Raw genomic sequence first — 25,854 nt, forward strand, 5'->3', positions numbered from 1 at the left:
TATTCAATATAACGTTTTTAAGATTATCATAAAAAAACGCTTGACCTTTTATGTTCTGTAAGCTATTTTATCACTAATGACGCATTTATGCGAACAGATTCACCTAAAAATACTGTTTTATCTTTTTCAACAGTTTGTACAATATTTTTTTTGCATGTCAGCACGATCATTTGTTGATCTGTTGATTGAGTTTCAAGTATTGACAGCATCCGTTTTGTTCGGTCATCATCAAAGTGAACAAATGCATCATCGATCATGTAAGGGACGCGGTGTGCTTCACTCATAATGCGCCCAATTCCAAGTCTTAACGCGATATATAATTGATCGACTGTGCCTTGAGATAGTTCATTAACAGAAAATCGAACACCATCTTCCCTTTCAACACGGAAACCACTTTGTTCATGTGGGGGATGAATTTGACTGTAACGCTCGTCTGTTAATAGCGCAAAATATTGTGCCGCCTGCTCCATCACCTTATCCATATACTTTTCCCTAAAGGTCCGCTTTGCTTCCTCTAAGACACTTTTTGCCGTTTTTAGTACCGCCCATTTTTTCGCTTCTTTATGAAGGGCATCAACCTCCATATTAAACCGATGCTGTAGCATAGAGAAATCTGTATCAGACTCCATTCGATCAAGCTCGGCAACATGGCGAGCGTACTCTGATCGTTTTGCTTCAAGGGACGTTTCCAATTCTTCTCGTGCGATATCTAATTGCTCGAGCTTTTGTTTCAGCACCCCACCATCTCGATTGGCCTCTTTTACCATGTACGTATAATCCTGTTCTGAAAATCGGCTGATTAATTGCTCTTCAATTTTTGAGGATTGCTCCTTCAGTTGATTAACAGCTTCATAAACATCCGCACGTTGCCAAAACTCATTTTCATCTTTTGCGTGTGCCTGGTCAAACAGGTGCATCATCTCATTTTCATATGTTTGGATTTGTCGTTGTACCGTCAACTGTGCTTGATGATTGTCATCGAGTGATTGCTGATATGTCATAAGCTGACTTTGGATATTACGTTGTTCTTCTAGAAGGCGTGTTAACGATTCTAGCACTTCTGTTTCAGGATATTCCATGCCTTGTTGATGATAAAAATCCCTAACCTGCTCAACAACTACATCTCGCTCTGACTGAAGATGACGACGTTCATTAATAAAATGACTGATCTCTTCTTGGCGTCTCACTAAATGACGCAGCGATTGGAAAAGATCTGGCCAATATATGACGTCTACATCAGCTAAATAAGGATGCGTCTTAATGTGGTCCTCTATGTCTTTAGCGAGCTGATCTTTTTTGACTTCTAATCCATGAAAATCATCTTCACATCTCATGAGACGCAGGTTAACGGTCCGTGTTTGTTTGTCGATCGCTTGCAAATCTTGTGTTGCCTGATCATGAATCGCTAGCTGTGCTGAAAGCTTATCTCTTTCTGTTTCATTGAGCTTTATTACATCCGTATGATCATCTTGAGTCGCAAACATAGATACCATATCTTTGATTGAGCGTTTTCCAATAATAAACTGACTGATGCCAAACATAATACTAACAGCCGCTACGATGAGAAGCGCTTCATTAGAAAGGATGAATCCAGCGACACCACTAAGAATAGCAAGTGCGATCGCCACAGTCATCGTAACTGTTAAACGTTTTTCACGTTGCTTTTTCAGTCGTTGCCATGTTGTATGCTGCTTGTCTCTTTGCTCTGCAAGCTTTTGTCGTGTATGTTCTTCATCATCCTCATAAAGCTTGCGCCGGACATCATTCGCCGTTTGTTCATCAAGTAATTGGCTGTTCAATCTCCGTGCTTCAATTAATAATTCATCTCTTTCTCGTGTTAAGGTCGCATACTGATCTTTTAATCGCATCATGTCCAAATCAAGCTGTTCCTGTGTATGCTTGAGATGCTGCCACGCTTTTTCAATGCTAAAAGGCAAGAATATCGTTGCAAGGGCATCTTGCTGCAAGCCAATGTTTAACGCATTGAGCGCTGATTGTTGCTCTCGATTTAGTTTATCTAGCGTATTATCAAGCGTCTGTATCTGATATGACCGCTCCCGATTCTTTTGCAATTGCTCGATTAAATCATTCACTTGATTGAATACATCCTCTGTATGTTGACGCTGTTTTAGCTCAGTGATCGTCTGTTTTATAGTTGCTTCCGTATCTTGTAATACGGCCCACTCTCCTTTTAAAGGTAGGCGTTGATCCTGAAGCTTCTCAAAGCGGACGATACCATTTTCAGGAAAGCTCACATCTTCCGGATAGCGTGCCAATTCCCGCTGGCAGTGATCATAGTCATGAAGCAGTGAAAGCGCGTTAAACTGCTTTTCTTTAAAACGACGTGTGGCTTCCTTTGTTTTTAATTCGGTCTGAATGTTTGATATGTCTTCGTTTAATTGATTTAAGTGCTGTATTTTATCTCGATACGTTTCTTCAAATTGGCGATGCTCACTCATTTTTTGGGCATGCTCCTCCAGCGCTTGGAGTTGTTGATTAATATGAGGCTTTTTACCAGTTGGCTTAAATAAATCACCCATCTGATTTTCTAGCTTCTTCTCAATGTCATAAATACTTGATGCGCCTGTTAATCCAATGCCGAGCAGCACGTCGCCAAGGTCTGCTTCCTTCATCGACTTAATCTGTGTTAAGTCGAGTGCTGAAAAAGAAAAAATGGCTTCATAGGTCGAAAGCGTCATGCCATTCATGCGTTGCTTTAGCCAAGCTTCATCATGCGTGTCACCATTTGCCAATTCACAAGTCGCAGCACCATTACGGACTTGGTCCATCCGCTCGATCGTAAATTCACCATATTTTTCATCAATAACGGTTAACCGACCACCCATGCGACTGCTCGACTTCGGGTAATAAAACGCACGCTTTTTTGGAGGAAAACCAAACAACATAAATAATATAAATTGTCGCAGCGTTGATTTACCAGATTCATTCTCACCGTAAATGCACAAAAATGGACCCGCTGGAAAATCAATTGTCGTATCAACCCAATGCCCAAATCCAAAAATATGAGCCCGTAAAATATTCATCCTATGTCCTCCCCCCTAACAATTCATGCATGAGCCACTGCTTAGCTTTTTCCTTAATGTCTGATTCAGCATCGGAATCAAGAGGCTCAAGAAACCGTCGCGCACGCCGGTGATGATATAAATCTGTTAATTGAGGTGGAATAGATAATGTGTCTAATTGCCGTAACACTTCACCAGAAAAATGAGCCCCTTCATAAAGCTCGTCATAAGATGGTAAACTGCTGATCTCATAGTCATATATATATTGCCATGGTGTTGCGAACCCACCAGCTTCATTCATTAAGTCAATGAGTTCCTCTATACGTCCTTCCTGGTCCCATTGCTCTAGGTTGGTCGTATCACTTGTAAGCTGTATATGAAATAACGCATTGGTCTGACTTTGAGCTGTTTTCAACGTCTGTTGGAGGTGTTGTTCTAATGCAAAAACATCTTCACAGGTACTCGCATCCACGGCTACCTTCTTGAAAGTAACGGCTTGGAGTGGCAAAAACGAAAGTTCAACACCAGCTGCTGACATTTTGACGTGATAACAGCCTTTGTCACCCGTTTCTTTGCGACTGCGCCCCTGTGTATTTCCGGAATAAACGATTGCTGGAGCTGATTTAAGCACATCTCTTTGATGGATGTGTCCAAGTGCCCAATAATCCATACCCGTTTCTAACAGTTCACTAATTTGAAAAGGTGCATAGACATCATGCGTCGTATTTGATGCTAGACTTCCGTGCAGCATTCCAATATGAAAGGGAATGTCAGACTCTCTCCTTTTGTAATTGGATGTCTTATTGTCAAGAACAGACCGATCTTCGTAGCTAAATCCATAAATGGCAGCAAGGGGCTTCCCATCTTTGTAATGTACGAAATTACGAACGATCTCATCAGGAAAAATATGTACATTGACAGGGTATGTGACAGGGTGCTTATTACCATTAATATGGTCATGATTGCCATAGAGCATATATACAGAAATGTTCTGTTTGGCAAGTGCTGTAAAAGCGTTCCGCAATCTTATTTGCGCCTTAAGTGTTTGGTGCTCATTGTCAAATAAATCTCCTGCGATGAGCACAAAATCCACTTGTCGCTCGATGGCAACATGAACGAGGCGATCGAGTGCCGCAAACGTGCTTTCGCGGACGTCAGTAAGGACGTGCTCTGGAAGATTGGCCAAACCCTTAAATGGACTATCCAAATGTAAATCAGCTGCATGAATAAATGAAATCTCTTCAGCCACCTAAAACACCTCACTTTTTTATTAGAAAAGACTTAACCCTACGGCCAACTAACGTGTATTAATGATATTGTAGCAAACAGAATAAGCGAATGCACGTTCGAAATGCAACAGTTGAATAGATATGTTATCTTTAGAATGATAGATTCATCTCACATAGAATAAAACAAATGGAGGATGATCCGATGCGGACTTATGCACTAACTGTTTTCGACAAAACTGGTGACTTGCTTCTTGATGAGTCCTTCACTGCCGAAAGCGATGAGAAAGCCAAACAAGTCGGTCAATCACGACTTAATGAAGCAGGCTTATCAGAGCGGACTCATCGTTGTGTTTCACCAGAAGCAAAGCTCGTATTATTTCACCGTTAATAGGATGAACGCCGTACATACCGACATGTTTGACATTAGTGAACCGATCTTGCAACCGTCCTATTAACAGCCAAAGACCCCCTGACCAAATGTGATTTGGACACGGGGGTCTTTCATGACATATCGAATCATCTATTATTAATTGTTGTTAAACACTGGTGCGCGTTTTTCAAGAAACGCTTGGATGCCTTCTTGATGGTCCTCAGTGTGCCTGAGCTTCTTCTGGGCATGCCTTTCTTCATTTAAATAGTCTTTTAAGTCGACTACTTTTTTGTGATGATACATGAGCTTTGTCGAAATCATCGCTTCAAACGGCGCTGCAAGGCAATGCTTTGCTAATTGCTGGGCTCGTTCAATAGCAGGCATGTCAGAAACAACATCTGCTAGTCCCATTTTTTTCGCCTCATCACCTAAGACTTGGTCCATACTCCAAATGAATTTCTTAGCTGCGTCAACGCCAAGACGTTCACTCAGCCAAAAATGACCACCACCGTCTGGAACAAGTCCAACACCCATGAAAAGGACACCAAATCTAGATTCAGTATGTGATACAACATAATCCGCTGTAAGGGCTAGACTTAATCCCAGGCCAGCAACAGGACCTTGCACCGCACTAATAACGATCTTAGGCATCACATACAATTTCATCATGATCGCTTCAATAGTACTCATCACGTCGTCATAAAGTTCATCATTGGTGAAATCTTGCTGAAGCATTTTCACATCGCCACCGGCAGAAAAGGCTGGGCCGTTGCCAGATATAATAACGACACGGTCATCATTCGTTTCCACTTGTTTAACGATGTCCAGCAAATCCATGAGCATATGAGCATTTAAAGCATTATATCGGTCAGGACGATTTAACGTTATAAACGATATGCCCTCTTTTCTTTCCAATAAGACTGACTTCATCTCGCATCCCCCTCTAAAACGATTTGACGCAGATGCTAGAGTCAATGATGAATAAACGAAGCGCCATTTATATCATACCATGTCTTTATCAGTGAACCAATTAAGGTACCATGACTTTGCAGATGTCATTTGTGAAGGCAACTGGATCGTCCACCTGCAAGCCTTCAATTAATAATGCTTGATTGTACAAAAGATGTGTATATAGCTTCAATTGATCTTTATCGCCATCATAAGCCTTTTGCAAAGCTTGGAACACATCGTGATCCACATTAATTTCAAGGACTTTTTCCGCTTTGATTGATTGGTTATTTGGCATAGCATTCAGAACTTTTTCCATTTCAAGGGAAATATCACCATCAGTAGACAAGCAAACTGGATGTGACTTCAAACGCTTAGATGCACGCACATCCTTCACTTTGTCTGTCAAAAGTTCTTTCATCGCTGTAAACAATTCCTTGTTGTCGGCTTCTTTTTCTTTTGATTCAGCTTCGTCTGCATCATCTTCAAATCCAAGGTCACCACTTGACACTGATCGGAATTCCTTCTCCTTATAGCTCATTAGCATACGGATGGCGAATTCATCTACATCTTCTGTGAAGAACAAAATTTCATAGCCTTTATCTGCTACCATTTCTGTTTGTGGTAATTTTTCAATTCGGTCGTATGAGTCACCTGTTGCATAATAAATATATGGCTGATCTTCAGGCATGCGCTCAACATATTCAGCTAATGTAACGAGCTTTTTCTCTGTAGAAGAGTAGAACATGAGCAAGTCCTGTAATGTATCTTTGTTAGCACCGAAGTCACTGTAGACACCGAACTTCAATTGACGACCGAACGTTTCATAAAATGACTCATATTTTTCACGGTCATTTTTAACCATCGTTTCAAGTTCTTTTTTAATTTTACGCGTAATGTTCTTCTCGATGAGCTTAAGCTGACGATCGTGCTGGAGCATTTCACGAGAAATATTTAATGATAAATCATCTGAATCAACGATCCCTTTAACGAAGCTAAAGTAATCAGGTAAGAGATCAGCACATTTATCCATAATCAAGACACTGCTTGAATATAATTCTAGACCTTTCTCAAAGTCCTGAGAATAATAGTCATATGGCAGCGTTTCAGGAATGTATAAAATAGCATGATAGCGAATAGACCCGTCAACACTTGTATGAATATGTGTTAATGGCTTATCAAATCCGAAATGCTTGTCCTGATAGAAATTCTCGTAATCTTCCTGTGTGAGTTCACTTTTATTTTTACGCCAGAGCGGCACCATACTGTTAATTGTTTCTTCTTCTATATAATCAACGTATTCTTCCTCATTGTCTTCCTTTGGCTTACTTTTCGTTACGTCCATTTTAATCGGGTAACGAATAAAGTCTGAGTACTTCTTAATAATCGATTTCAATCGGTGTTCTTCAAGGAATTGATCGAAATCGTCTTCTTCACCATTTTCTTTAATCTGTAACGTAATATCAGTACCGACCTCTGCTTTTTCAACAGGCTCGATTGTATAGCCATCAGCACCTTCTGATTCCCATTTGAATGCTTGATCGCTTCCAAGCGCTTTACTGATTACAGTGACTTTATCAGCAACCATGAAGGCCGCATAAAAGCCAACACCAAACTGACCAATGATGTCATAGCCGTCTTTTAATTCATTTTCGTTTTTAAAGGCAAACGATCCACTTTGCGCAATCGTACCAAGGTTCTCTTCAAGTTCTTCAGCTGTCATTCCAATACCAGTATCAGATACATTTAACGTGCGGCTTTCTTTGTCAGCAGCTATTTTTATGTAGTAATCCGACTGGTTAAACGTCATGGAATCGTCTGTCAATGCTTTATAGTAGATTTTGTCAATAGCATCACTCGAATTGGATATAAGCTCACGTAAGAACACTTCTTTTTGTGAATAAATTGAGTTAATAACCAAATCAAGCAACCGTTTTGATTCAGCCTGGAAAGCTTTCTTTGTCATAATCTATCTCTCCTTTTGTAATCATTATACTGTCCTTATTATATAAGAACGAGTGCGCTGTTAAAAACATTTAGCACTCAACGTCGTCAAGTGCTAATTATTAAATACCATATGAACCCGTGAGTTGTCAACACGTCAGCAAAATGCTTCTCATTCATATGCCAATCTTTTCTAATCATTTTTTAATCTGTCTCACATGCCATTCTAATTGGTAAGGATTAGCATATAAGTAACTTAAAACAAAGGAGAGAAACACACATGAAAACACTCGTACTAACAACAGCAGGCACACTACTTCTATCAGGCGGAGGAATTGGTTACGCCGTCCATGCGAATGCGGATACAACACCCGTCCAGGATGACAGTGTTGAATCACACATTGAAAAAGTACACGTAAACAGCGAAGACATTGAGGATCTCCTTGAATACGATACACTTGATGATATCGTTGAAGCAGATGATTTTAACGCCCAGGTCGTAGAAAACAACGCTCATAAACGCGTCATCGTATTGACGGATGATAACGGACAGCCACAGTTCAAAAGCATTTTCGTCAAAGATACGAACCGCTTAAAGATCATCGACTTTAAAGCTGGTTTAGTATTTGATCAAATTCTTGGGGATGATGATGAAGCTGAAGCCGATGATGATACGGTTGAAAACGAAGACAGTGACAACGAAGCAGTGGAAGAGGGATCTGACATTGAAGACCTCGTGGAATATGACACACTTGATGATGTTGTCGATGTAGATGACTTTAACGCTCAAATTGTAGAAGACAGCGATTATAAACGCGTCATTGTTTTAACAGACGACAGCGGACAAGCACACATCAAAAGCATCTTTGTAAAAGATACAAACAGATTAAAAGTGATTGACTTCCAAACTGGACTTGTGTTCAATCAAGTCATCGGCGGCACCGACGACGAGCAAGCTGATGCTGATGATAACGCCGATGATCAAACGATTGAAGAAGGCGAAGACAATGAAGTTATGGATCAAGAAGCTGATATCGAAGGACTCACTGAATATGAAACACTTAATCGTTACGTTGATGTTGATGCGTTCAACTCATACGTCGTAGAAGACAATACTCATAAACGTATCATCGTCTTAAAAGATGATAACGGACAAGCTCACTTCAAAAGCATCTATGTTAAAGACTTGAACAGCTTAAAAATCATTAACACGCGTGGCGGTCTTGTTTATAACGGCCTCGTTCACTAAAACATATAAAATGCCCCTTGAAATGACGGTTTTACGTCTCTTTAAGGGGCTCTTTATGATACGATCAAAAAGCCGATCCAAGCAGCCAAACAGCACACGATCACAGAAAGAACAACATACGTCATAGCCGCACGTATTTTTTTGGCCTGCAGTAACGTAATCGTTTCATAGCCGAATGTTGAAAAAGTCGTAAATGCGCCACAAAAACCAACTCCGAGAAGCAGCCAAAGCGTGTCACTCATCAAGGCATCCATATGAAGTTGAAACAACACACCGAGTATAAAAGATCCTAGCATATTAACGAGCCACGTTCCGATCGGTACAAACGTCCGATGCTTCATACGTGCATTCATCCAGCCTGCCACTTGATAGCGTACTGCCGCACCTAAAGCGCCACCAATTCCAACTACAATCATTTCGACTCACCACCGTTTCGAAGTGCGACATTGACACCCGTATAAGCAAGCAACAACCCGATAAAAATTGAGACACTGACATAAATGACAGCTAAGCCAATATGTCCCATATCAATCATTCGTACCGTTTCTAATGAAAACGTCGAAAATGTCGTAAATGAGCCGAGCAAGCCTGTTCCGAGCAACAAGCTCACATTCGGATGAATGGTTTTCTTAACAACAGCCGTGGTGAGAAGCCAGGCAAGCAAAAAACAACCAATGAGATTAACAGCTAACGTTGGCCACGGAAATCCTTCAGATATCACAATGACACTGGCATAATATCGAAGTATGGAACCTACAAAACCACCGATCATAACGCATACAAGTTTATTCATATCTCTTCATTCCTTTTTTATAACGGCCATGTTCATACATGCCATTAATTGTACACCTCCGATATGTTCTTGAAAAGGAGAAAAGGACGTCTCCATCACGGGTCGTCTAATTGTTTGCAAACAAAAAACCTTTGGAGTCAGCATCCAAAGGTCCATTGATAGACTAATGTGGAGAATAACGATTTACAGTAAATCTTTGATAATGTCTGTTATTGGGCGGGGGGTTAAATATGAGAGAGGAACGTCAAAGACTGTTTTAGAACCAACATCGTCTTGTTTATTTAGAACATAAGCAGCACGCGCATAAGCGACCATCACACTACTTGTAAATTCAGGATTACTATCAAGATGAGTAGAAAACTCAATCCGATGGTGGTGGGCAGGCTGCGTATAGCCAGAGCGAATGACAAACCCACCATGCTTCATTAAATGATGGTTGCTTTTTAGTTCTTGCTCATTAATAAAATGAACAACCGTTTCATAGTCGGCAAAATAATGGGGCATTGTTTTAATGTCTGCTTCAATTCTGCTATGGTCCTTTTCATTTGCCACAACATAACAAACACGTGTATGACGATCTGCGGCTGGAAGATGGCTCTCTTGCCCCGATCTCGCGGCATTTAGAGCTTCTTTTTTCGGAATGGTATACTGAACAGCATCAACAACGCCTTCTATACCTTTTATAGCGGCTGAATGTCCCTGACTCAAGCCTTCTCCCCAAAATGTGTCTGTTTGCCCTTTTGGTAGAACGACTTCCCCTAACAAACGATGCATGGAGAACAAGCCTGGGTCCCAGCCAACTCCTATAATAGCAGTATGTCCCCCTTCCCTCGCCGCCTCATCAACCCGCTCCACATGTTCGACAATCTCAGCGTGGACATCATAACTGTCAATCATATTAAACATCGAAGCGATCTCCGGACTCATCGCTGGCAAATCATCTTTTGATTGACCACATACAAGCATGACATCAATCTGATCATGGTATGAAGCCATCTCCTCATAAGATATCACCACCGTTGTGTCTTTCAGCGTTTTAATAATAGTTGGATCACGACGGGTAAAAACAGCAACAAGCGTCATATCAGGCTGTTGATCCAAAACAAGTTCCGCGCCTCGCCCAACATTTCCATAGCCAACAATTCCGACACGTATGTTTTTATGCATAACATCCCTGCCCCCCATATAATTTTGCATCACGAATATGCTTAGCACATATGGCCATGACTTTTTATTTATATGAAAACAGGGTTTGTACAATAACCGATTATGTTCATGATTAACCGCATTAAACGACATTCCCACCATTTATACGCCACCAATTGTTAGAAATCAGCCAATAACATTCATTTTTTTAGTGAACTATGATATCTTTAAAGCTGCTTTGCTTACAATACGTTTATCAAATACGTGAAACAAAACCTATCAAAACAACACATAATAAGACAATGTATTAATCATATTTTATTGAAGATGCAGACGTGCTTCATGACGCATTCATTCAAGATAGAAAGGTGAATCAAATGATACTCAAAGACTTATTCGCAAACTTGACGATTTTGATTGCGATGCTTTTTTTATATACTCAGTTCATTAACACAAAGCCACTTAGTAGAGAATCTTCTTATCCTGTTAAAATCATTGCTGGAATTCTTGGCGGTTTACTTAGCAATATTTTAATGCAATACAGTATGCAAATTGACACAACGATTATTGATTTACGGCATATTCCGGTCATCTTACTTTCATACTACGGTGGACCAATTCCAGCCCTTATCACGATGACCTTTGTAATCGCAGGGCGTCTATTTATTGGTATTAATATGTCATCTTTATTTGCGATTATATCGATCACATCCATAACAGCATTCTCAATCATAATGATGATGCAAAAACTTAGAAAAAAAATAAAAATCGTTGCCATTATGACATTTGCAAACATCATTATTACGATATTGTTTATCAATTTAAGTATGGATCCACAGCAACTCGTGATAATCCTTCCCGTTTATTGGTCTGTATCCTACGCTGCAGGATTTATTGCATTTTATGTTAGTGAGTTTTTGTTAAAATCACATAGACTTTTAAATAAATATAAGCAGGAAGCAGAAATTGATGGCTTAACTGGGTTAAACAACCACCGATCATTCGACCAAGCATTCAACCGTATCATTAAGAAAAGAGCTGAGAAAAAAGACATATCACTTTTATACATAGACATTGATTTTTTCAAACGTATTAATGATACGTATGGCCATAGCGAGGGAGATCTTATACTAAAGCAATTGAGTCAAATCCTTCAAAAAACCGTTCGTTCGAGCGACATTGTCAGCCGCAAAGGTGGGGAAGAGTTTACAATTATACTCAATGATTGTCCATTGCCAAATGCTGAATTTATAGGCGAGCTCATACGAAAAACGGTTGAACTAAACAACTTTGAGCTGGCATCAGGTACACAGATTAAACTGACGGTTTCTGTTGGGATCGCAACTTTCCCTGAGACAACAACCGATCCTATTAAGCTAATCGAGGATGCTGATCATGCTTTATATGAAGCAAAGCAAACTGGTCGAAACAAGGTGTGCATCTCAGGTCAATTTAAATTGTTGGAAACAATTTAGAAATCTTTTACTGTGAAAAACGAATGGCTGGTGTCACTAAGTCGGTTTGTTTGGTTGTTGATCGAGATGACCGATCAGCTGATTTTCTGCCAAATCAGACCCCGACAGCCAATCAGTCCAGGAAAATTTTAACGTCTTCCCATTAGGTAACGCGATCATGATCAAATCCGTTTTGTACATGTATGCAAATGTGTGAAGGGTTCCAAAAAAGTGGGCGTAATCCTTATAAAATAGCGGAGAATCAGGGTCTTTAAACTTTGAAAATGCTGCGTCTCCATCCATTTGATCATATATTTGCTCTGACATTTCCTCTATACGTTGATAACTATTTGTATAATCTATATGTCGATTTTGACTGATCATGTCTTGATGCTGAAAATGGTTTGTACACATGATTCGGGTCTGACCATCACGCACACGAACCGCATCGGGTGTCACTTCCACAACAGATTGACGTCCATCTTCATCAGCAAGAGAAAAATTATAACTCCATGCATGCGGCAACTGCTTTAATACGTGAATTGCTTCTGGTATATCCTTACACGTATCAAGTAGGATTCTGACGATAGCAGTAGCCGTTAAGCCATCGGATATTTCATTTTGATTAACAAAGTGAAGCGCTGTAAACAACCCTCTCTCATTAACGCCCTCATGTCTCCCAGTAATATGTAAGCTCGTGCCGACACTTGCATAACATTCACGCGGCTGAATGAGCATAAATCTTCCATCATACAAGTCTGGTGAAAAATCGTAATTACGAACGGCATAGGTTGAAGTGACAATTGATGAACATCCCATACCAGGAATATCTGGTATACCGTAACCTAAAAATAAAGCAGCGGTTTCATGGAATGGAATGCAAATTTCATCGGAAAGTCCTCTGATTTCCTCCAATCTATGTGGAGCAAATTCAGTATATACGTCAATCGCATTGTCAACATTGAAGTTACTACTCTTGAAAGCCGACAACTTATTGAACAGATCAGTCGTCAGTTGTCTCGCCTGCAATTGTCCGATCTGATACATCGATCCCCGGTATTGTTCTACCGTCGCCATCAACGTAGAAGTCATATGATTCATTCCTCCTTTTTTCTAATAACAACTCCCTAGTTAACGTAGCTCTTAATAAGTGAATTAATTGTATCCTTAATCATCCCTATTTTCAAACACCTTTCATTATCTCCCATTGGATTCCATGTGGGAATGTAATAAAGCATCGTCTACCACTTAGCAATGGTCTGTTTATGACTCGGATAAATTCATCTCCTTGAGCACATACTACGAGCGAATGTTTTCAAAACGAACCTCAAGGAGTGAAGACTAATTGAAGAAGCTTATTGCATTAGCCGTTGGGTTGGCCCTTATATTCGGCACCGATTCAGAAGCCCATGCTCAGTCGACGTACACCGTCCAGCCTGGGGACAGCTTATGGATCATTTCGGTAAAATATCAAATTGGACTATCCGAAATCATTGGCGCCAATCCACAGATTAGTAATCCTGATTTGATTTACCCAAACCAAAAAATCAACATTCCTAAAAGCCAAGCATCTTCGGCAGCAGGTGAAGTGATTAAACTAACGAATGCAGAACGTGCCAAGCATGGCCTTAGTCCATTAAAGGCGGATTGGCAGCTGTCCAGAGTCGCACGATATAAAGCGTGGGATATGCATGATAAAAACTATTTTTCCCACACATCGCCAACCTATGGCAGCCCTTTTGACATGATGAAGGCTTTTGGCATTAATTATCGTTCTGCTGGGGAAAATATCGCTCGCGGACAAAGAACGCCACGAGAGGTAGTTAACGCCTGGATGAACAGTAGTGGTCACAGAGCAAATATATTAAATGCGAATTACACACATATTGGCGTCGGTTACGCAGAGAGCGGCAATTACTGGGTACAAATGTTCATTAGAAAATAACTAAAGTGAGAGTTCCTGATGTAGCGTAGTATGCTTGTAGCGGGACTTGGTGGTGACGCCGATTTCTCGTGTGGGTTCGCCGATTCCCAGCGCCGACTCGCCGATTTCTATGCACGAATTCGTCGATTCTTGACGCGGATTCGCCGATTTCCAGTGCAATCTCGCCGATTCCTTGCCCTGATTCGCCGATTCCCAGCGCCGACTCGCCGATTTCTATGCACGACTTCGTCGATTCTTGACGCGGATTCGCCGATTTCCAGTGCAATCTCGCCGATTCCTTGCCCTGATTCGCCGATTCCCAGCGCCGACTCGCCGATTTCTACGCACGTCTCTAATATAGCTATGCATTATCCAATCAAAAAACATCCCATGCCCTTCAGTCTATAAAAAGGATCATGGGATGTTTTATAATTAATTTTAGCTTAGCTGCCGATCAATTCTTTTCCCTTAAGAAAATCAAGGACGTTTGCATCAATGTGCCCTTGAATTAGGTCACGACTCTCGAAATTTTCCTTATGAATAAAGGCGGTTAGTCCTTTTTCCAGAATCTGATCATCAACGTCCGTAGACTCGAGATATCCGAGGCGGGTAAGATGATGAACGACATCTTGGCGAACCTCACCTTCCATCACTAACACATCGCTTTGCTTTGTCACCCCGAAATAAAGCTGATGAAGCTGATAAATACGTTGTAATTCTTCTATCGGCTCCAGATGATCATCGACACGCAAATCAATATAATGATCATTTGCACCTAGGTAGCCACCATGCTCTTTGACGACATATAATGCTGCCGATTGCTTGCCGCGACTATCTCCACCAGCATGCTGACCAGCAGCGAGTGCAGCTAACAGTCGATCTGCGAGAGGAGAGCCCTCCGTTTTCTCGAAAATATTTGCCATGGCATCGACGGTTTGCGCACTAACGAGAATATTACCTTGTGCTGCGTAGTGCTTACCAACTCTTCCACCGGCCCACTCATAACAAAATTCACCCGTGAACGTCGCTGCATTTCCCTTCGCATCAACAATGCCGACCTGGCGATAAGATCTGCCACCATCTTTTTCTATGAGTAAATCAACAGTTTCTTGAGCTGTCTTTCCCTCAGCCATGAGTGCAAGACCATCAGGTCCATAGGCCGGATTGGCATAAGACTGTGTTGCAACAGCACCTACTCCTGCCTGAGCCCATGGTACAACCAATCCGACTGCGATAAATTTAGACTGCACCGCAATACCCAGTTCTCTTGTTTTTGGATCAAATCCCACAATTGAAAACGTCATGCCATTACCCACCTTGTCATTTTTTATCTATATCTAACATTTCGACAAGGTGTGCATAAACTCCTTCATTGTTATGAAATACTGTGTGGGAACTACATGCTGCACGATGAAAAGAGTCACTTACCCTTCAGCAACACATAAACGCTTTTTTAACACTAATTGAATGGTTTTCCAAAGTAAATAAACCATCAACAACAGTAAAACTGGGACCTCAATCCAAACGAGCCAGCCATAAAACTCAATTCCAGAGCGAGCAGCCATATGAATGGTCGCCATCGTCATCGCAACCGATGGGAATAAAAATGCCCACCACGACAGTGCGAAAGGATGGGATATGAAGCGTTTCAAATTAAATAAAAGCAGCAAGGCCATCAACACTGCTATGCCAAACAAAATTTGAGCGAAGGTATCTAGTCGATCTACTAACTGTACGTAAGAGACAAATCCTACAGCAGGTGGGGCCATAAAAATAAACATCGTTGGTGCAAGCTTTCCGGGAAGTGGTTCATGGAAAAACAAACGCATAAACAAAACTGCCATGAGGATAATGCTAAACAAAATCCCAACACTAAAAAACAACATATTAACATGCATCCCAACATGTCGAACACCAGCTAACGGAACAACGACATTACCAACAACCGGAATAAACCAAGCCGGGTTCGCTTGTGGCAATTGAAAGGATGTCCGCCAAATTAATTTCGACAGCATGTCCAACGTAAAAAACACCTGCAATGCTGCCCCAACAAGCCACATTGCAAAAGAAATCCCGTGGCTCACATCATCATATACAACGGCAAGCAATAAAAAACTAATCGACATACCACCGAAAAAATTCATTTTAACAGGATGTACAAAATCCTTTTTCACGTCTTCTGTAAATTGCACGAGGCGATATATGAGTGCGCCACCATTTATAAGTAACAGGAGTGTTGAAATGATGAGTAGTAATGTCGACACGATATGGTTCATTTCAAGCATTTTTTCCATATGACGCACGACGATCGTTACGCCGGAAATGCCCATGACGCTTGCCCAAAGTGCCATGGGGAAATATCTAATTCTTGGACTGTTTCCCATTTGCTCATTCATCCTTTTTTCTATTATATGATTGTATAATTGCAAAACGCGTACCGTCTAGATAAACGGCGTTAATCCTTACCAGCCTAGATCGTTCTGAGCTGGGCTTAAACGTTAGAAGATTGGACATACAAAAAAAGCTACCGGCATACGAAACGTTCACATGAATCATGCCAGCAGCTTAAATTGAAGTCAGCTTGTTCTTTTTATAGTACCCTTTATCTCATAAGCTCTGAGATTAAAATGTATACTAAAGCGCCGAACATAGCGACTTGACCGATACAAATATTGGAATACCATTTTTTCTTACGGCCTGATTCATCATCTGTATCGATCGAACATGAACGGCACGTAAATAGGCTGCTTCCTTTTACTTTTTTCAACTTAATTACCCTTTCAATGCTTCTTGCACAGCATCAGGATCAAAACCGATAATCCACTTACCATTAATTTCAGTTTGTGGTACGCCTTGTTGGCCTGTTGTTTGCACCAAGCGAACAGCAGCTTCTCGGTCAAGCTGAACGTTCACCGTCTCATGTGGAATATTGTTCTCCTTCATATAGTTCGTCATCATTGTGCAAAACGGGCAAGTTGAAGTGACATATACTGTTGCTACGTTATTTGACATACGTAAAAATCCCCTTTCAAATCGTTATTAATGATTTAATCTGACCTCATTATATACCCCCTTAGGTATATTGTCAACGGATGAAACTTTTCCTAAAAAATCTCTTAGAGACTCTGCACTATTAAGGCGTTCCCTACATGTAAAAGGAAGCCAACAGAGCGTATTGACTTCCTTTTATCCATACAATTAAATAATCGTCTTATTTGCTTTTGGCATTAAAGCGGGCGGCATTTCTTCGCGTAAACGCCAAATAAAGCTAATTGGTTTTTCACCTGAATGACTGACATAATCACATGTGCCTAAATAGGTGAATGGTGCTGCATGACCATGCACCTTTTTATGATCACGGACAAATAGCGCAATATGATGATGATGCTTTTGATGATGAATATATCGCTGCGCTGTTGGTGCGTGTTCAGACAGTCTACTCTGAGATTGCCAATGAAACAGGCGTTCATTAATCGCATAGTCTTCATATAGAGTTGACGGTGAAAAATCCTTCTCTGACTTATTTAACGTCGTTAAAAACATATCTAGCTTTTTATCCTTGAAGTATTTAACCCCTTCTCTAAAGCCAGGACTTTCGGTTTCATTATAATACCCTAAAGCTGCTAGTATTTGTTCTGTTGAATATGTTGAATGAACAGTCAGCGGTGTTATGAAATCAAAATCATTATCAAGTTCAAGTGTTCTTATCTGTTTAATGTTAAAGCGTAAAACTGCCAATACTTCTGCTCGCATTCGCTCATTACATAAAACGCGCTCTAGTGCATCATCGACAGTATGAAACCCCTCATCCTGTGATGGCTTTTGAAAAAATGAATAATATAGCATGTTGCGCATGAGCCGTTCTTCTTCCTGTTTAACTTTAACCTCTCCAATATGATCGATATATTGGAGCATAAACGTTAATAGTTTATGAGAATCGATATGAAATAACTTATGAAGCCTTTTCGTAATGAGTGCTTCATACTCAAAATCAAAGTCTTCTGCAACACCTGCTTCTACCTTCATCCGTTCAAATGATCGATTTCGACTTTTTCCATAAAAATCATACAGCGATAAATTGAAGTGGGTTAAAAAGTTTTCTAACGTTAACGCTAAATGCGTATCTTGTTCAAAGTATGTCATTTTATGAATGAGGTTTGCTTTCGTATTTGCAGCCAGCTTAATATTTCTTAACACATATTGTCTCGCTTGCTTCTCTAATTGAATAAAACTCCCTTTAGGCAAATTTGAAAAGCCTTCCTCCACATAATGTCGAATTGAATGCTTCGCTTTTCCGATCAATGCTCTAAATTTCGCTTCAAAATTATAATGTTTATGAGCTTGACCAACAAAATCTAAGACGGTTAAGCATTCCTTGCCTTCTGCTAATCGGAGACCTCTCCCTAGCTGCTGTAAAAACACGGTCAAGCTCTCTGTCGGTCTTAAAAACAAAATCGTATTAACTTGTGGAATGTCGACACCTTCATTATATAGATCAGCTACAAAAATAAACGAAATGTCACCTTGTTTCAGTTGCCTTTGTGCTTGTTCTCGTGTTTCTTTATCAGATTTTCCGTGTAACGCAATTGAAGGAATACCCCGTTGATTAAAATACGCTGCCATATATGTCGCATGCGCAACACTGACACAAAAGCCTAGTCCTTTCACCTCATCCATATCCGTCACGTATTTATATAAGCTATTTACAATTTGTTGACTGCGCCTCGTGTTGCCTGTATAAACCTGCTCAAGCTCTCTGACCTCATAACCGCCTTTACGCCATTTCAAGTTAGATAGATCCTCTGTGTCACTAACACCAAAGTAATGAAATGGGCTTAATAGTTTTCGATCGATGGCTTCGGTAAGACGCATTTCTGATGCAATTTGACCGTCAAAATAGTGTAGAATATCCTGGCCATCCATGCGTTCCGGTGTTGCTGTTAATCCAAGCATGACGTTCGGTCTAAAATGCGTTAGAAGTTTTTGATAAGACTCTGCTGCGGCATGATGAAACTCATCAACAATCATGAAATCATAATACGAAGCTGATATTTTTTCATTTAGCTTCATGCTGTTAAAGCTTTGAATGCTTACAAATAAGTGGTCCATTGAAGTAGGAAGATGTCCCCCAACCAACATATCACCAAAGTTAGCATCCTTTAGGATCGCCCGAAACGTGTGTAAGCTCTGTTTTAAAATTTCTTCACGGTGTGCAACAAATAATAGCTTCGGCATCTGTCGTTTTTCTAGGGCAAACCGCTTATAATCAAATGCAGAAATGACCGTTTTTCCAACACCCGTTGCGGCAACGAGCAAATTTTTGTAACGACCAAATACGTCACGCTCAACTTGTAGATTTTCCAATATCTCTTTTTGATAATAATAAGGTTGAATATCTAATGTAAAGTGGACGTCTGTTTCATTGGTTGATTTCTTTTTTAGGGCACGCTTTAACCGAACTTGATCTTGCTCGCTTTTTTCATCAAACGACTTAAATTCACCGTCATTCCAGTAGCTTTCAAAGGTGGCAGTAAATTTTTTTATAATATCAAACGAATCTTTTTCCGTCACCTTCATGTTCCATTCTAGACCTGATGTTAGGGCTGGGTTAGACAGGTTGGAGGAACCAATATAGGCCGTTGTGAATCCTGTGTGACGTTTAAATAAATATGCCTTGGCATGGAGTCTGGTCCGATCAACATCATATGATATTTTTATCTCAGTGTTTGGCAGCTGACTCAATTCCATAACCGCTTTAAAGTCCGTAGCTTCCATATAAGACGTTGTAATGATTCGCAGCTTTCCACCACGCTCAGTAAATAGGCGCAGTTCTTCAAAAATACATCGAAGCCCACTCCATTTTATAAATGAAACAAGAAAATCAACCTCATCAGAGGACATAATTTCTTTTTTAAGTTCATTCATCATACTCGGTTCAGATGATGAGCCTGTAAATAATGTGCTTTCTGCAATAGATGTCACAGGTCGAATGGACTGTTCCTTTTTGATGCTCCGAACAGAATTGAGCTTGTCATAAATCGCTTGTAGAATCTCGCCTTCTTCATCAATATGTAAATGCGCTAATTCTTCATCTCCTAATGTGTCGCTTAAAGTCGCTATGATGTGGTTACACGTCGCTATTTGTTGGAGAAGTGCCGCTTGATCATCTTTTTCTTTTTCACGGACAGACGTTAAAGCGCTTCTTGTAACATGAGATATGTATGACGCAAGCATTTTTCTAGCTTCCTCTACATCTAAAGCACCTTTTTGGACATCAAAGCGTGCTTCATCAGCTGCTTCTAATTGCTCCTTCATGTGTTGATTAATGAGTTCTTCATAAATGCCTATTTTTAACACAAGATCACCTCATCTCTTATGCTCAAAATCATCCATAATCCTTTTAACTGCAGGAATATCGGCCGGGGCCCAATTCAAATTCATCATCTCATGAGGATGTACCCATTTGAGTGTGTCGTGCTCCGTTCGTTTGGGCTCGTCTGCTCCTGCTAACTCACAATAAAACGTCGTCAAACGAACCGTCGCAAAGTCATATTGATGAATCGTGTGTGCAACCTGTTTCCCTACGTTAATATCACATTCTAATTCCTCTCGAATTTCCCGCTTCAAAGCTTGTTCAGCCATCTCGTCGGCCTCAATTTTCCCGCCTGGAAATTCCCATAAATGAGGCAATATTTGAGTTGAACCACGTTGGGCACACAAAATTTGATTGTCACGAACGATAACTGCTCCTACGACATCTATCTGCTTAACCGTCACCATCTCCTTTGATGTATGTCTGATTCTAGCTTTTATGGCCATTATACACATTTTTCCACCCGAAAACATGTGTACACCTTTATAGCTTGTCAAGGTATGATAGGATAAACATACGATAACGATTTCTTTTAAAAATGAAAGGGGGCTGATCATGCGACAAACCGTAAATGAAGCGTTCAACAAGGCCACACACTTCATGGCGACACAAGCAAGACCACTGGAGCAGGCGCGATTTAAACATGCCTTCTTTCAAGGTGATCGAGAGGATATCTTGAATGAGTTACAAGCATTTCAAAATGAAGACGGTGGCTTTGGTCATGGGCTTGAACCTGACTTTTGGCTGCCGGACTCTTCACCAATGGCCACATGGGCTGCAGCACGTATTTTATATGAGTTAGACGTCGATCACGATCATCCAATGGTTCAAAAAATGGTCGCCTATTTGGTTAAAACACGAGATGCGGATACGGGTATGTGGCCAGCAGTTCTTCCCGGTAACAATGACCATCCTCATGCACCGTGGTGGCATTGGCGAGAGAATGTACAGGATAATTGGATGTTCAATCCTGGTGCAGAACTAGCTGGCTACCTCGTCCACTGGTCAAATGAGAGAAGTCAGCATACGTATGTAGGCTGGGCATCTATCGAAAAAGCCGTTCGGTATATGATGGACAAGCAGGAGATGGACAGTCATGAGGTGTGCAATTTCCTTCATTTGTTAACCATTACGGCACGAGAGAAGGAGCAATTTCACGAACGGTTTGAGGTTGCCTATGAAGATGTATATGAAAAAGTCATGAAGCTAGCAGTCGATTGTGTCGATCAGAATACGAATACATGGGCGACGTCCTACACTGCGCTTCCACTTGATTTTATCGATGGACCTGAGCATCCATTATGTGAACGGTTCGGATCTCTTATTGAACACAACCTGGACATGTTTGTAAAGCAAATCAATAAAAATGGTGTATGGGATATTTCTTGGGAATGGGGAAGCTACCCAGAAACATTTGCAATCGCAAAAGTAGAGTGGCAAGGTATTTTAGCAATTGAGCGTTATCAGCGGCTAGAAGCATTTGGCTATCTGAAATGAGTTGACGCGTTGCAATGTCGATCAAAATTAAAGGGTGGAACGCTCATGGAGCTTCCACCCTGATTAGATTGAATAACGTACGCTTCATTGGATTCCTTGACTTCCCCATCTTCACTTAACTGAATCGCTTTTTCTAGAACTGATATCATCATCCTCCCTCGCTTTTACATACCATCAACCAGCAATCTCGAAAACCGCCTTCATGGTATTCGTGATTCGATAAGATGTTCACCTTTTGAAAACCACATTTCTCATAACATCTGATTGCCCTTTTGTTCGTTATCTGTGGATCGACAATGACTTGATCAGCCTGCTCCTCTGCTATCAAGTAATCGACCATACCTTGAACGAGTTTTGTTCCGATTCCTTTATTCCAAAAATCGCGTTCACCAATGAACAGATCCATTCCGAAATGACGTCCTGTGCCTAAATTGAGCTTACTTGTCTCTGATGTCACTAAATAATACTGAATATATCCGATAGGCGTATTTTGATATGTAACGATGCACCGCTGAACATTTTTTTCTGTTTGAAAAAAATGCTCATCAACCCGTTTCAAATCATAAGGATTATCTCTTCCCTCATAAAACGCCAATACAGATGGATCAGACAGCCATTTAACAAGTAAATGTTTATCATGCTGTGTGAGTGAACGGACAGATATTGTCCCTAAATCGAGGTTCACAGTCAATTCCCCCTTTTGTTTAGTGATGCGTTTTAAAATTAAAATGCAACATAAATCGGCTGTGACGACTCATCCAAGCACGCTTCAATTCTTTGACGAAAATTTTTCCAAGTAACGAGGTCCAATGCCTGTTGAATTGGGAAAAAGCCTACTTCTATACTTTCAGGCGGACAGGGTGTCGGCTCACCACCAATTGGACGTCCTAAAAAGAGTGTGTTGCATATGCATCTGTCGACATTTTGAAAGACGCCACAAAACCTTGTAACCTCTATATCTATGCCTGATTCTTCCTTCGTTTCTCTGATCGCTGCGTCCTTTAACGATTCGTGTTCCTCTACCTGTCCACCAGGCATTTCCCATCCTCGTCTTTCACCTTTAATTAATAGAATTTCATTTTTGTCATTTAACACAATTGCTGCAGCTGATACGATATGCTTCGGTGGTTGCAATAAGAGCATCCCCTTTCTTAGACCATATAAAATCTACGTCGTTTAATATTATCAGTAAATACACAAGAATGGTACCGTTCTGAAATAGACTTGTCGATTGATAGGTAGCTTAGGCGTTTCAGCTAGGACTAAACTTTTGGGAATGCCTTTAAAGTGAATGTGTATGAGTACGTGGCTCAGCGGCCGAGGATATATGCGGCACTTTTTCCATTTATGCGTGTCGAGAGGTGCTTATGCGGCTGTTTTGTGGATTATGCGTGTGGATTTTCGTATATGCGGCGCTTTCTTCATATATGCGGTTGTATGAGCGTATATGCGGCTGATTTTCGTTTTATGCGTTTCTCACGCTCTTGGGGAAGGCACATCGTAACAAGACAACACTCATTTAAGTGGTTATTGGCCAAGCATAGACTTGAAGCCTCAGAGTCTTTCATGGCATGTTGATATTAAAACATGCTACAATGACGATTGGATATTAAATGGTAAAGAGAGGTCTAATCTATGAATCCATCAAATACCAATGGTAAAAGCTATGCCGGTCTCGTTATTACATTGACGATTATCGTCAATGGGATTATTGCCATACTGTTTTTCTTGCCTAAGCAGGATCGTGACATTCCTTTTGATGTGACAATACTGCCACGGTTAAATGCGATTTTTAATTCCTTTACATTTATCTTTTTATTGGCAGCGCTTTTCTTCATTTTACGGAAAAACGTGAAGATGCATCGAAATTTTATTTTTGCTGCGTTTAGTACAACTCTCCTTTTTGTTGTTTCTTACTTAACGTATCATTATTTGGCACCAAGTACATCGTTCGGTGGCGAGGGGCTGATTAAATCAATCTATTATTTCGTTCTCATTTCACATATTGTGCTCGCTCCGATCGTTGTGGCGATTGCACTATTTTCGCTCGTTTGGGGCTTAACAAGACAAGTTGCCAAACATCGCCGGATCGCGCGGTGGACGATGCCGATTTGGCTGTATGTCAGCTTAAGCGGGGTCATTGTTTACATCATGATTTCACCTTATTATTAAAAAGCAAAAAGGCTGAGGCACAAACATTCACGTTTTGCCTCAGCCTTTTTATGACATATCTCCTCTACTCGTTCTTTATTCAATCACACAACCTTAGGACCGACAAGCTGTGTTGGGTTCACGCCTAATGCGAGGCGGCAGACCGTTGCATAGCCGAGTTTTTCAAAGTTTGCTAGCATTTGTATGAGCAGCGTTGCGCCTGCAGATTTTTTAAAATCATTAATTTCTCGTTTGTATACAGAAAGGACAAACGGATTTTGGTGATGAGGGGCATTTTGATCTGTCTCCTCATCCATGATGAGACAGCCGAGATACTGTAATTTATACTGCAGCTGTCGCGTTAACTGAATTAAATTAATAAACTGCTCATGAATTTCCGGGCGTACGTCAGCAATATGGTGGAGCGCTTGTTGTGCTTGCTGCAATTCATTGTAGCTCGTTGTCGTCAGCATATCTTCTCTCTCCTTTCAAAAATAAAGCCGCTGGGTATAACTTAAAGTTTTTATCAAAAGACGAACAATACTCCATATTTCGGAGCGGTCGTATTGTTAGGACTTTTCTTTGTTTAACCTCTTTTGTCCCAGCGCCGATTCACTTTTACTCTTTTCGTCCATATGCATTCAAACTAATACTTCTTGTGTAACCAAATAATGCAACGAAACGATGTCACTGTTTTTATTATAATACCGGCTTCTTAGTGAAGTACAATGCCGATTAAACATGTGTATCATAACAGTTCGTTATGAAAGCGTTTTATACCATAACAGAACCCGTTTTAAGCTATCACAAAAAAGAGAGATCACGCCCTAATGTCAGGACTATCTCTCTTCAGTTTCAGGTCTATTTTAAAAAAGTATATCTTTTGTATGTCTTATAAAGTCTTTAGCCGGTTGAGAAAGCTGGGCATCCTTTCGCCATATGAATGCAAGCCGCCATTCAATCGACGGTTCAACAATCGCCACTGTATCAACGTGTGGGCCTAAATGAGCCTCAGAGCTCTCCGGGAGAAGCGTGATACCAAGATTTGAAGCAACCATTTCTTCAATAAAATCAGGCTGGGACGATTCAGAGATGATCTTAGGCTTGTAACCGGCTTGACGACATGCTTCAATAATGATTTTTCGTAACGTAAAATCCTGAGTAAACAAGATAAACGTCTCATTTTTGAGCTCTTGTAATTGAACGTGTTCCTGACCAGCTAGCGGATGATAAACGGACACAACGAGCTTTAACCGCTCTGCTTCAAACGCATAGTAATCAAATAGGTCGCCACCCTCTGGAAAAACAACAACGCCAAAATCAAGCTGACCTGCAAGAATTTTTTCCTCTATCCCCTTGGATCCATCTTCCTCAAGCTGAAAAGTCACATCCGGATACACTTTATGAAAGCTTGCAATGAGTCCCGAAAATGCTAGGGCGTTAACGATTGACGGTAAGCCGATACGCAGATGACCTTTTTTAACGGCAAGTAAATCATCTAATTCTTTTTGTAATGACTGTACATTTTTTTCAATGACTTGAGCGTGTTTATAAACGATTTTGCCTGCATCCGTTAAAACGAGCTTTTTCCTTGAACGGACGAATAAGGGGGTTCCTAGGTCGTCCTCCAAAGATTTAATCATACGGCTAATTGCAGGCTGGGTAATGTATAGCTTTTCAGCAGCCTTTGTAAAGCTACCTGCGTGTGCGATTTCTACAAAATACTGTAAGTGCTTTATATCCACTGACGTCA

At 40.7% G+C, this 25,854-nt stretch carries 24 protein-coding genes; 6 read left to right on the top strand and 18 right to left on the bottom strand.

Annotated elements, in window-relative coordinates:
• Positions 1 to 62 precede the first annotated feature (62 nt).
• Both HPC67_RS03415 and HPC67_RS03420 read right to left on the bottom strand, forming a co-directional pair.
• A complete protein-coding gene (locus HPC67_RS03415) occupies positions 63 to 3,044 on the bottom strand; it encodes an ATP-binding protein (protein WP_217586022.1) in 2,982 nt (993 codons plus the stop codon).
• Position 3,045: 1 nt separating this feature from the next.
• Positions 3,046 to 4,272: a metallophosphoesterase family protein gene (locus HPC67_RS03420; protein WP_217586023.1), complete on the bottom strand. Its 1,227-nt coding sequence runs from the start codon at positions 4,270 to 4,272 to the stop codon at positions 3,046 to 3,048.
• Between the two features lie 182 nt (positions 4,273 to 4,454).
• On the opposite strand from HPC67_RS03420, the gene HPC67_RS03425 reads away from it, so the two are divergent.
• Positions 4,455 to 4,640 carry a YhzD family protein gene (locus HPC67_RS03425; protein ID WP_217586024.1) on the top strand — a complete coding sequence of 62 codons (186 nt, stop codon included), beginning with the start codon at positions 4,455 to 4,457 and terminating at the stop codon, positions 4,638 to 4,640.
• Between the two features lie 138 nt (positions 4,641 to 4,778).
• On the opposite strand, the gene HPC67_RS03430 is transcribed toward HPC67_RS03425, so the two are convergent.
• Complete coding sequence (locus HPC67_RS03430; RefSeq protein WP_217586025.1) at positions 4,779 to 5,552, bottom strand: enoyl-CoA hydratase-related protein; 774 nt, start codon at positions 5,550 to 5,552, stop codon at positions 4,779 to 4,781.
• Positions 5,553 to 5,652: 100 nt separating this feature from the next.
• Positions 5,653 to 7,536: a molecular chaperone HtpG gene (gene htpG, locus HPC67_RS03435; protein WP_217586026.1), complete on the bottom strand. Its 1,884-nt coding sequence runs from the start codon at positions 7,534 to 7,536 to the stop codon at positions 5,653 to 5,655.
• Between the two features lie 258 nt (positions 7,537 to 7,794).
• Here htpG and HPC67_RS03440 point away from each other — a divergent pair, with 258 nt between their 5' ends.
• On the top strand, positions 7,795 to 8,763 hold the full coding sequence (locus tag HPC67_RS03440; protein WP_217586027.1) for a hypothetical protein: 969 nt from the start codon (positions 7,795 to 7,797) through the stop codon (positions 8,761 to 8,763).
• A gap of 53 nt (positions 8,764 to 8,816) precedes the next feature.
• Here the strand turns inward: HPC67_RS03440 and crcB (HPC67_RS03445) are convergent, their stop codons facing one another.
• The 3 genes from crcB (HPC67_RS03445) to HPC67_RS03455 form a co-directional block, all read right to left on the bottom strand.
• Complete coding sequence (gene crcB, locus HPC67_RS03445; RefSeq protein ID WP_217586028.1) at positions 8,817 to 9,179, bottom strand: fluoride efflux transporter CrcB; 363 nt, start codon at positions 9,177 to 9,179, stop codon at positions 8,817 to 8,819.
• Positions 9,176 to 9,556, bottom strand: a complete 381-nt coding sequence (gene crcB, locus HPC67_RS03450; RefSeq protein ID WP_217586029.1) for a fluoride efflux transporter CrcB — start codon at positions 9,554 to 9,556, stop codon at positions 9,176 to 9,178. The genes crcB (HPC67_RS03445) and crcB (HPC67_RS03450) overlap by 4 nt, the downstream gene beginning before the upstream one ends.
• Before the next feature lie 183 nt (positions 9,557 to 9,739).
• Positions 9,740 to 10,723 carry a diaminopimelate dehydrogenase gene (locus HPC67_RS03455; RefSeq protein WP_217586030.1) on the bottom strand — a complete coding sequence of 328 codons (984 nt, stop codon included), beginning with the start codon at positions 10,721 to 10,723 and terminating at the stop codon, positions 9,740 to 9,742.
• Positions 10,724 to 11,079: 356 nt separating this feature from the next.
• Between HPC67_RS03455 and HPC67_RS03460 the strand changes: the two genes are divergently transcribed.
• Complete coding sequence (locus HPC67_RS03460; RefSeq protein WP_217586031.1) at positions 11,080 to 12,177, top strand: GGDEF domain-containing protein; 1,098 nt, start codon at positions 11,080 to 11,082, stop codon at positions 12,175 to 12,177.
• Between the two features lie 36 nt (positions 12,178 to 12,213).
• Here the strand turns inward: HPC67_RS03460 and HPC67_RS03465 are convergent, their stop codons facing one another.
• Positions 12,214 to 13,248 carry a C45 family autoproteolytic acyltransferase/hydrolase gene (locus tag HPC67_RS03465; RefSeq protein WP_217586032.1) on the bottom strand — a complete coding sequence of 345 codons (1,035 nt, stop codon included), beginning with the start codon at positions 13,246 to 13,248 and terminating at the stop codon, positions 12,214 to 12,216.
• Between the two features lie 253 nt (positions 13,249 to 13,501).
• Between HPC67_RS03465 and safA the strand changes: the two genes are divergently transcribed.
• Positions 13,502 to 14,101 (top strand): SafA/ExsA family spore coat assembly protein, encoded by a 600-nt coding sequence (gene safA / locus HPC67_RS03470; protein WP_217586033.1) that lies wholly within the window; start codon positions 13,502 to 13,504, stop codon positions 14,099 to 14,101.
• Positions 14,102 to 14,523: 422 nt separating this feature from the next.
• On the opposite strand, the gene HPC67_RS03475 is transcribed toward safA, so the two are convergent.
• The 6 genes from HPC67_RS03475 to HPC67_RS03500 form a co-directional block, all read right to left on the bottom strand.
• On the bottom strand, positions 14,524 to 15,384 hold the full coding sequence (locus HPC67_RS03475; RefSeq protein WP_217586034.1) for a DUF1028 domain-containing protein: 861 nt from the start codon (positions 15,382 to 15,384) through the stop codon (positions 14,524 to 14,526).
• Between the two features lie 120 nt (positions 15,385 to 15,504).
• Entirely contained in the window at positions 15,505 to 16,464 is a 960-nt protein-coding gene (locus tag HPC67_RS03480) for an SLAC1 anion channel family protein (protein WP_217586035.1), read from the bottom strand.
• 218 nt (positions 16,465 to 16,682) lie between these two features.
• A complete protein-coding gene (locus tag HPC67_RS03485; protein WP_217586036.1) occupies positions 16,683 to 16,847 on the bottom strand; it encodes a hypothetical protein in 165 nt (54 codons plus the stop codon).
• Positions 16,848 to 16,852: 5 nt separating this feature from the next.
• Positions 16,853 to 17,092, bottom strand: a complete 240-nt coding sequence (locus HPC67_RS03490; protein WP_217586037.1) for a glutaredoxin family protein — start codon at positions 17,090 to 17,092, stop codon at positions 16,853 to 16,855.
• Positions 17,093 to 17,278: 186 nt separating this feature from the next.
• Positions 17,279 to 20,437, bottom strand: coding sequence for a DEAD/DEAH box helicase (locus HPC67_RS03495; RefSeq protein WP_217586038.1), 3,159 nt, complete (start codon positions 20,435 to 20,437; stop codon positions 17,279 to 17,281).
• Between the two features lie 9 nt (positions 20,438 to 20,446).
• A complete protein-coding gene (locus HPC67_RS03500) occupies positions 20,447 to 20,899 on the bottom strand; it encodes a (deoxy)nucleoside triphosphate pyrophosphohydrolase (RefSeq protein ID WP_246569602.1) in 453 nt (150 codons plus the stop codon).
• Positions 20,900 to 21,008: 109 nt separating this feature from the next.
• Here HPC67_RS03500 and HPC67_RS03505 point away from each other — a divergent pair, with 109 nt between their 5' ends.
• Positions 21,009 to 21,950, top strand: a complete 942-nt coding sequence (locus HPC67_RS03505) for a prenyltransferase/squalene oxidase repeat-containing protein (RefSeq protein ID WP_217586039.1) — start codon at positions 21,009 to 21,011, stop codon at positions 21,948 to 21,950.
• A 148-nt stretch (positions 21,951 to 22,098) separates the two neighbouring features.
• Here the strand turns inward: HPC67_RS03505 and HPC67_RS03510 are convergent, their stop codons facing one another.
• Both HPC67_RS03510 and HPC67_RS03515 read right to left on the bottom strand, forming a co-directional pair.
• Positions 22,099 to 22,635, bottom strand: coding sequence for a GNAT family N-acetyltransferase (locus HPC67_RS03510; protein ID WP_343327796.1), 537 nt, complete (start codon positions 22,633 to 22,635; stop codon positions 22,099 to 22,101).
• Positions 22,636 to 22,673: 38 nt separating this feature from the next.
• On the bottom strand, positions 22,674 to 23,084 hold the full coding sequence (locus HPC67_RS03515) for an NUDIX hydrolase (RefSeq protein WP_217586041.1): 411 nt from the start codon (positions 23,082 to 23,084) through the stop codon (positions 22,674 to 22,676).
• Positions 23,085 to 23,585: 501 nt separating this feature from the next.
• Here HPC67_RS03515 and HPC67_RS03520 point away from each other — a divergent pair.
• Positions 23,586 to 24,122 carry a DUF420 domain-containing protein gene (locus HPC67_RS03520; RefSeq protein ID WP_217586042.1) on the top strand — a complete coding sequence of 179 codons (537 nt, stop codon included), beginning with the start codon at positions 23,586 to 23,588 and terminating at the stop codon, positions 24,120 to 24,122.
• Between the two features lie 83 nt (positions 24,123 to 24,205).
• Here the strand turns inward: HPC67_RS03520 and HPC67_RS03525 are convergent, their stop codons facing one another.
• Positions 24,206 to 24,574: a hypothetical protein gene (locus HPC67_RS03525; protein ID WP_217586043.1), complete on the bottom strand. Its 369-nt coding sequence runs from the start codon at positions 24,572 to 24,574 to the stop codon at positions 24,206 to 24,208.
• A gap of 393 nt (positions 24,575 to 24,967) precedes the next feature.
• Complete coding sequence (locus tag HPC67_RS03530; RefSeq protein ID WP_217586044.1) at positions 24,968 to 25,846, bottom strand: LysR family transcriptional regulator; 879 nt, start codon at positions 25,844 to 25,846, stop codon at positions 24,968 to 24,970.
• Positions 25,847 to 25,854 lie beyond the last annotated feature (8 nt).

The organism is Lentibacillus saliphilus (genome assembly GCF_019093865.1).
GTDB lineage: Bacteria > Bacillota > Bacilli > Bacillales > Amphibacillaceae > Lentibacillus_B > Lentibacillus_B saliphilus.

Bases quoted from the DNA above. Each gene is read 5' to 3' on its own strand.
- HPC67_RS03505 (WP_217586039.1), top strand. From the start codon at position 21,009: ATGCGACAAACCGTAAATGAAGCGTTCAACAAGGCCACACACTTCATG.
- HPC67_RS03465 (WP_217586032.1), bottom strand. From the start codon at position 13,248: ATGACTTCTACGTTGATGGCGACGGTAGAACAATACCGGGGATCGATG.
- HPC67_RS03430 (WP_217586025.1), bottom strand. From the start codon at position 5,552: ATGAAGTCAGTCTTATTGGAAAGAAAAGAGGGCATATCGTTTATAACG.
- HPC67_RS03490 (WP_217586037.1), bottom strand. From the start codon at position 17,092: ATGTCAAATAACGTAGCAACAGTATATGTCACTTCAACTTGCCCGTTT.
- HPC67_RS03500 (WP_246569602.1), bottom strand. From the start codon at position 20,899: ATGGCCATAAAAGCTAGAATCAGACATACATCAAAGGAGATGGTGACG.
- HPC67_RS03425 (WP_217586024.1), top strand. From the start codon at position 4,455: ATGCGGACTTATGCACTAACTGTTTTCGACAAAACTGGTGACTTGCTT.
- htpG (WP_217586026.1), bottom strand. From the start codon at position 7,536: ATGACAAAGAAAGCTTTCCAGGCTGAATCAAAACGGTTGCTTGATTTG.
- HPC67_RS03475 (WP_217586034.1), bottom strand. From the start codon at position 15,384: ATGACGTTTTCAATTGTGGGATTTGATCCAAAAACAAGAGAACTGGGT.
- HPC67_RS03525 (WP_217586043.1), bottom strand. From the start codon at position 24,574: ATGCTGACGACAACGAGCTACAATGAATTGCAGCAAGCACAACAAGCG.
- HPC67_RS03460 (WP_217586031.1), top strand. From the start codon at position 11,080: ATGATACTCAAAGACTTATTCGCAAACTTGACGATTTTGATTGCGATG.
- HPC67_RS03440 (WP_217586027.1), top strand. From the start codon at position 7,795: ATGAAAACACTCGTACTAACAACAGCAGGCACACTACTTCTATCAGGC.
- HPC67_RS03520 (WP_217586042.1), top strand. From the start codon at position 23,586: ATGAATCCATCAAATACCAATGGTAAAAGCTATGCCGGTCTCGTTATT.
- crcB (WP_217586029.1), bottom strand. From the start codon at position 9,556: ATGAATAAACTTGTATGCGTTATGATCGGTGGTTTTGTAGGTTCCATA.
- HPC67_RS03455 (WP_217586030.1), bottom strand. From the start codon at position 10,723: ATGCATAAAAACATACGTGTCGGAATTGTTGGCTATGGAAATGTTGGG.
- crcB (WP_217586028.1), bottom strand. From the start codon at position 9,179: ATGATTGTAGTTGGAATTGGTGGCGCTTTAGGTGCGGCAGTACGCTAT.
- HPC67_RS03415 (WP_217586022.1), bottom strand. From the start codon at position 3,044: ATGAATATTTTACGGGCTCATATTTTTGGATTTGGGCATTGGGTTGAT.
- HPC67_RS03480 (WP_217586035.1), bottom strand. From the start codon at position 16,464: ATGGGAAACAGTCCAAGAATTAGATATTTCCCCATGGCACTTTGGGCA.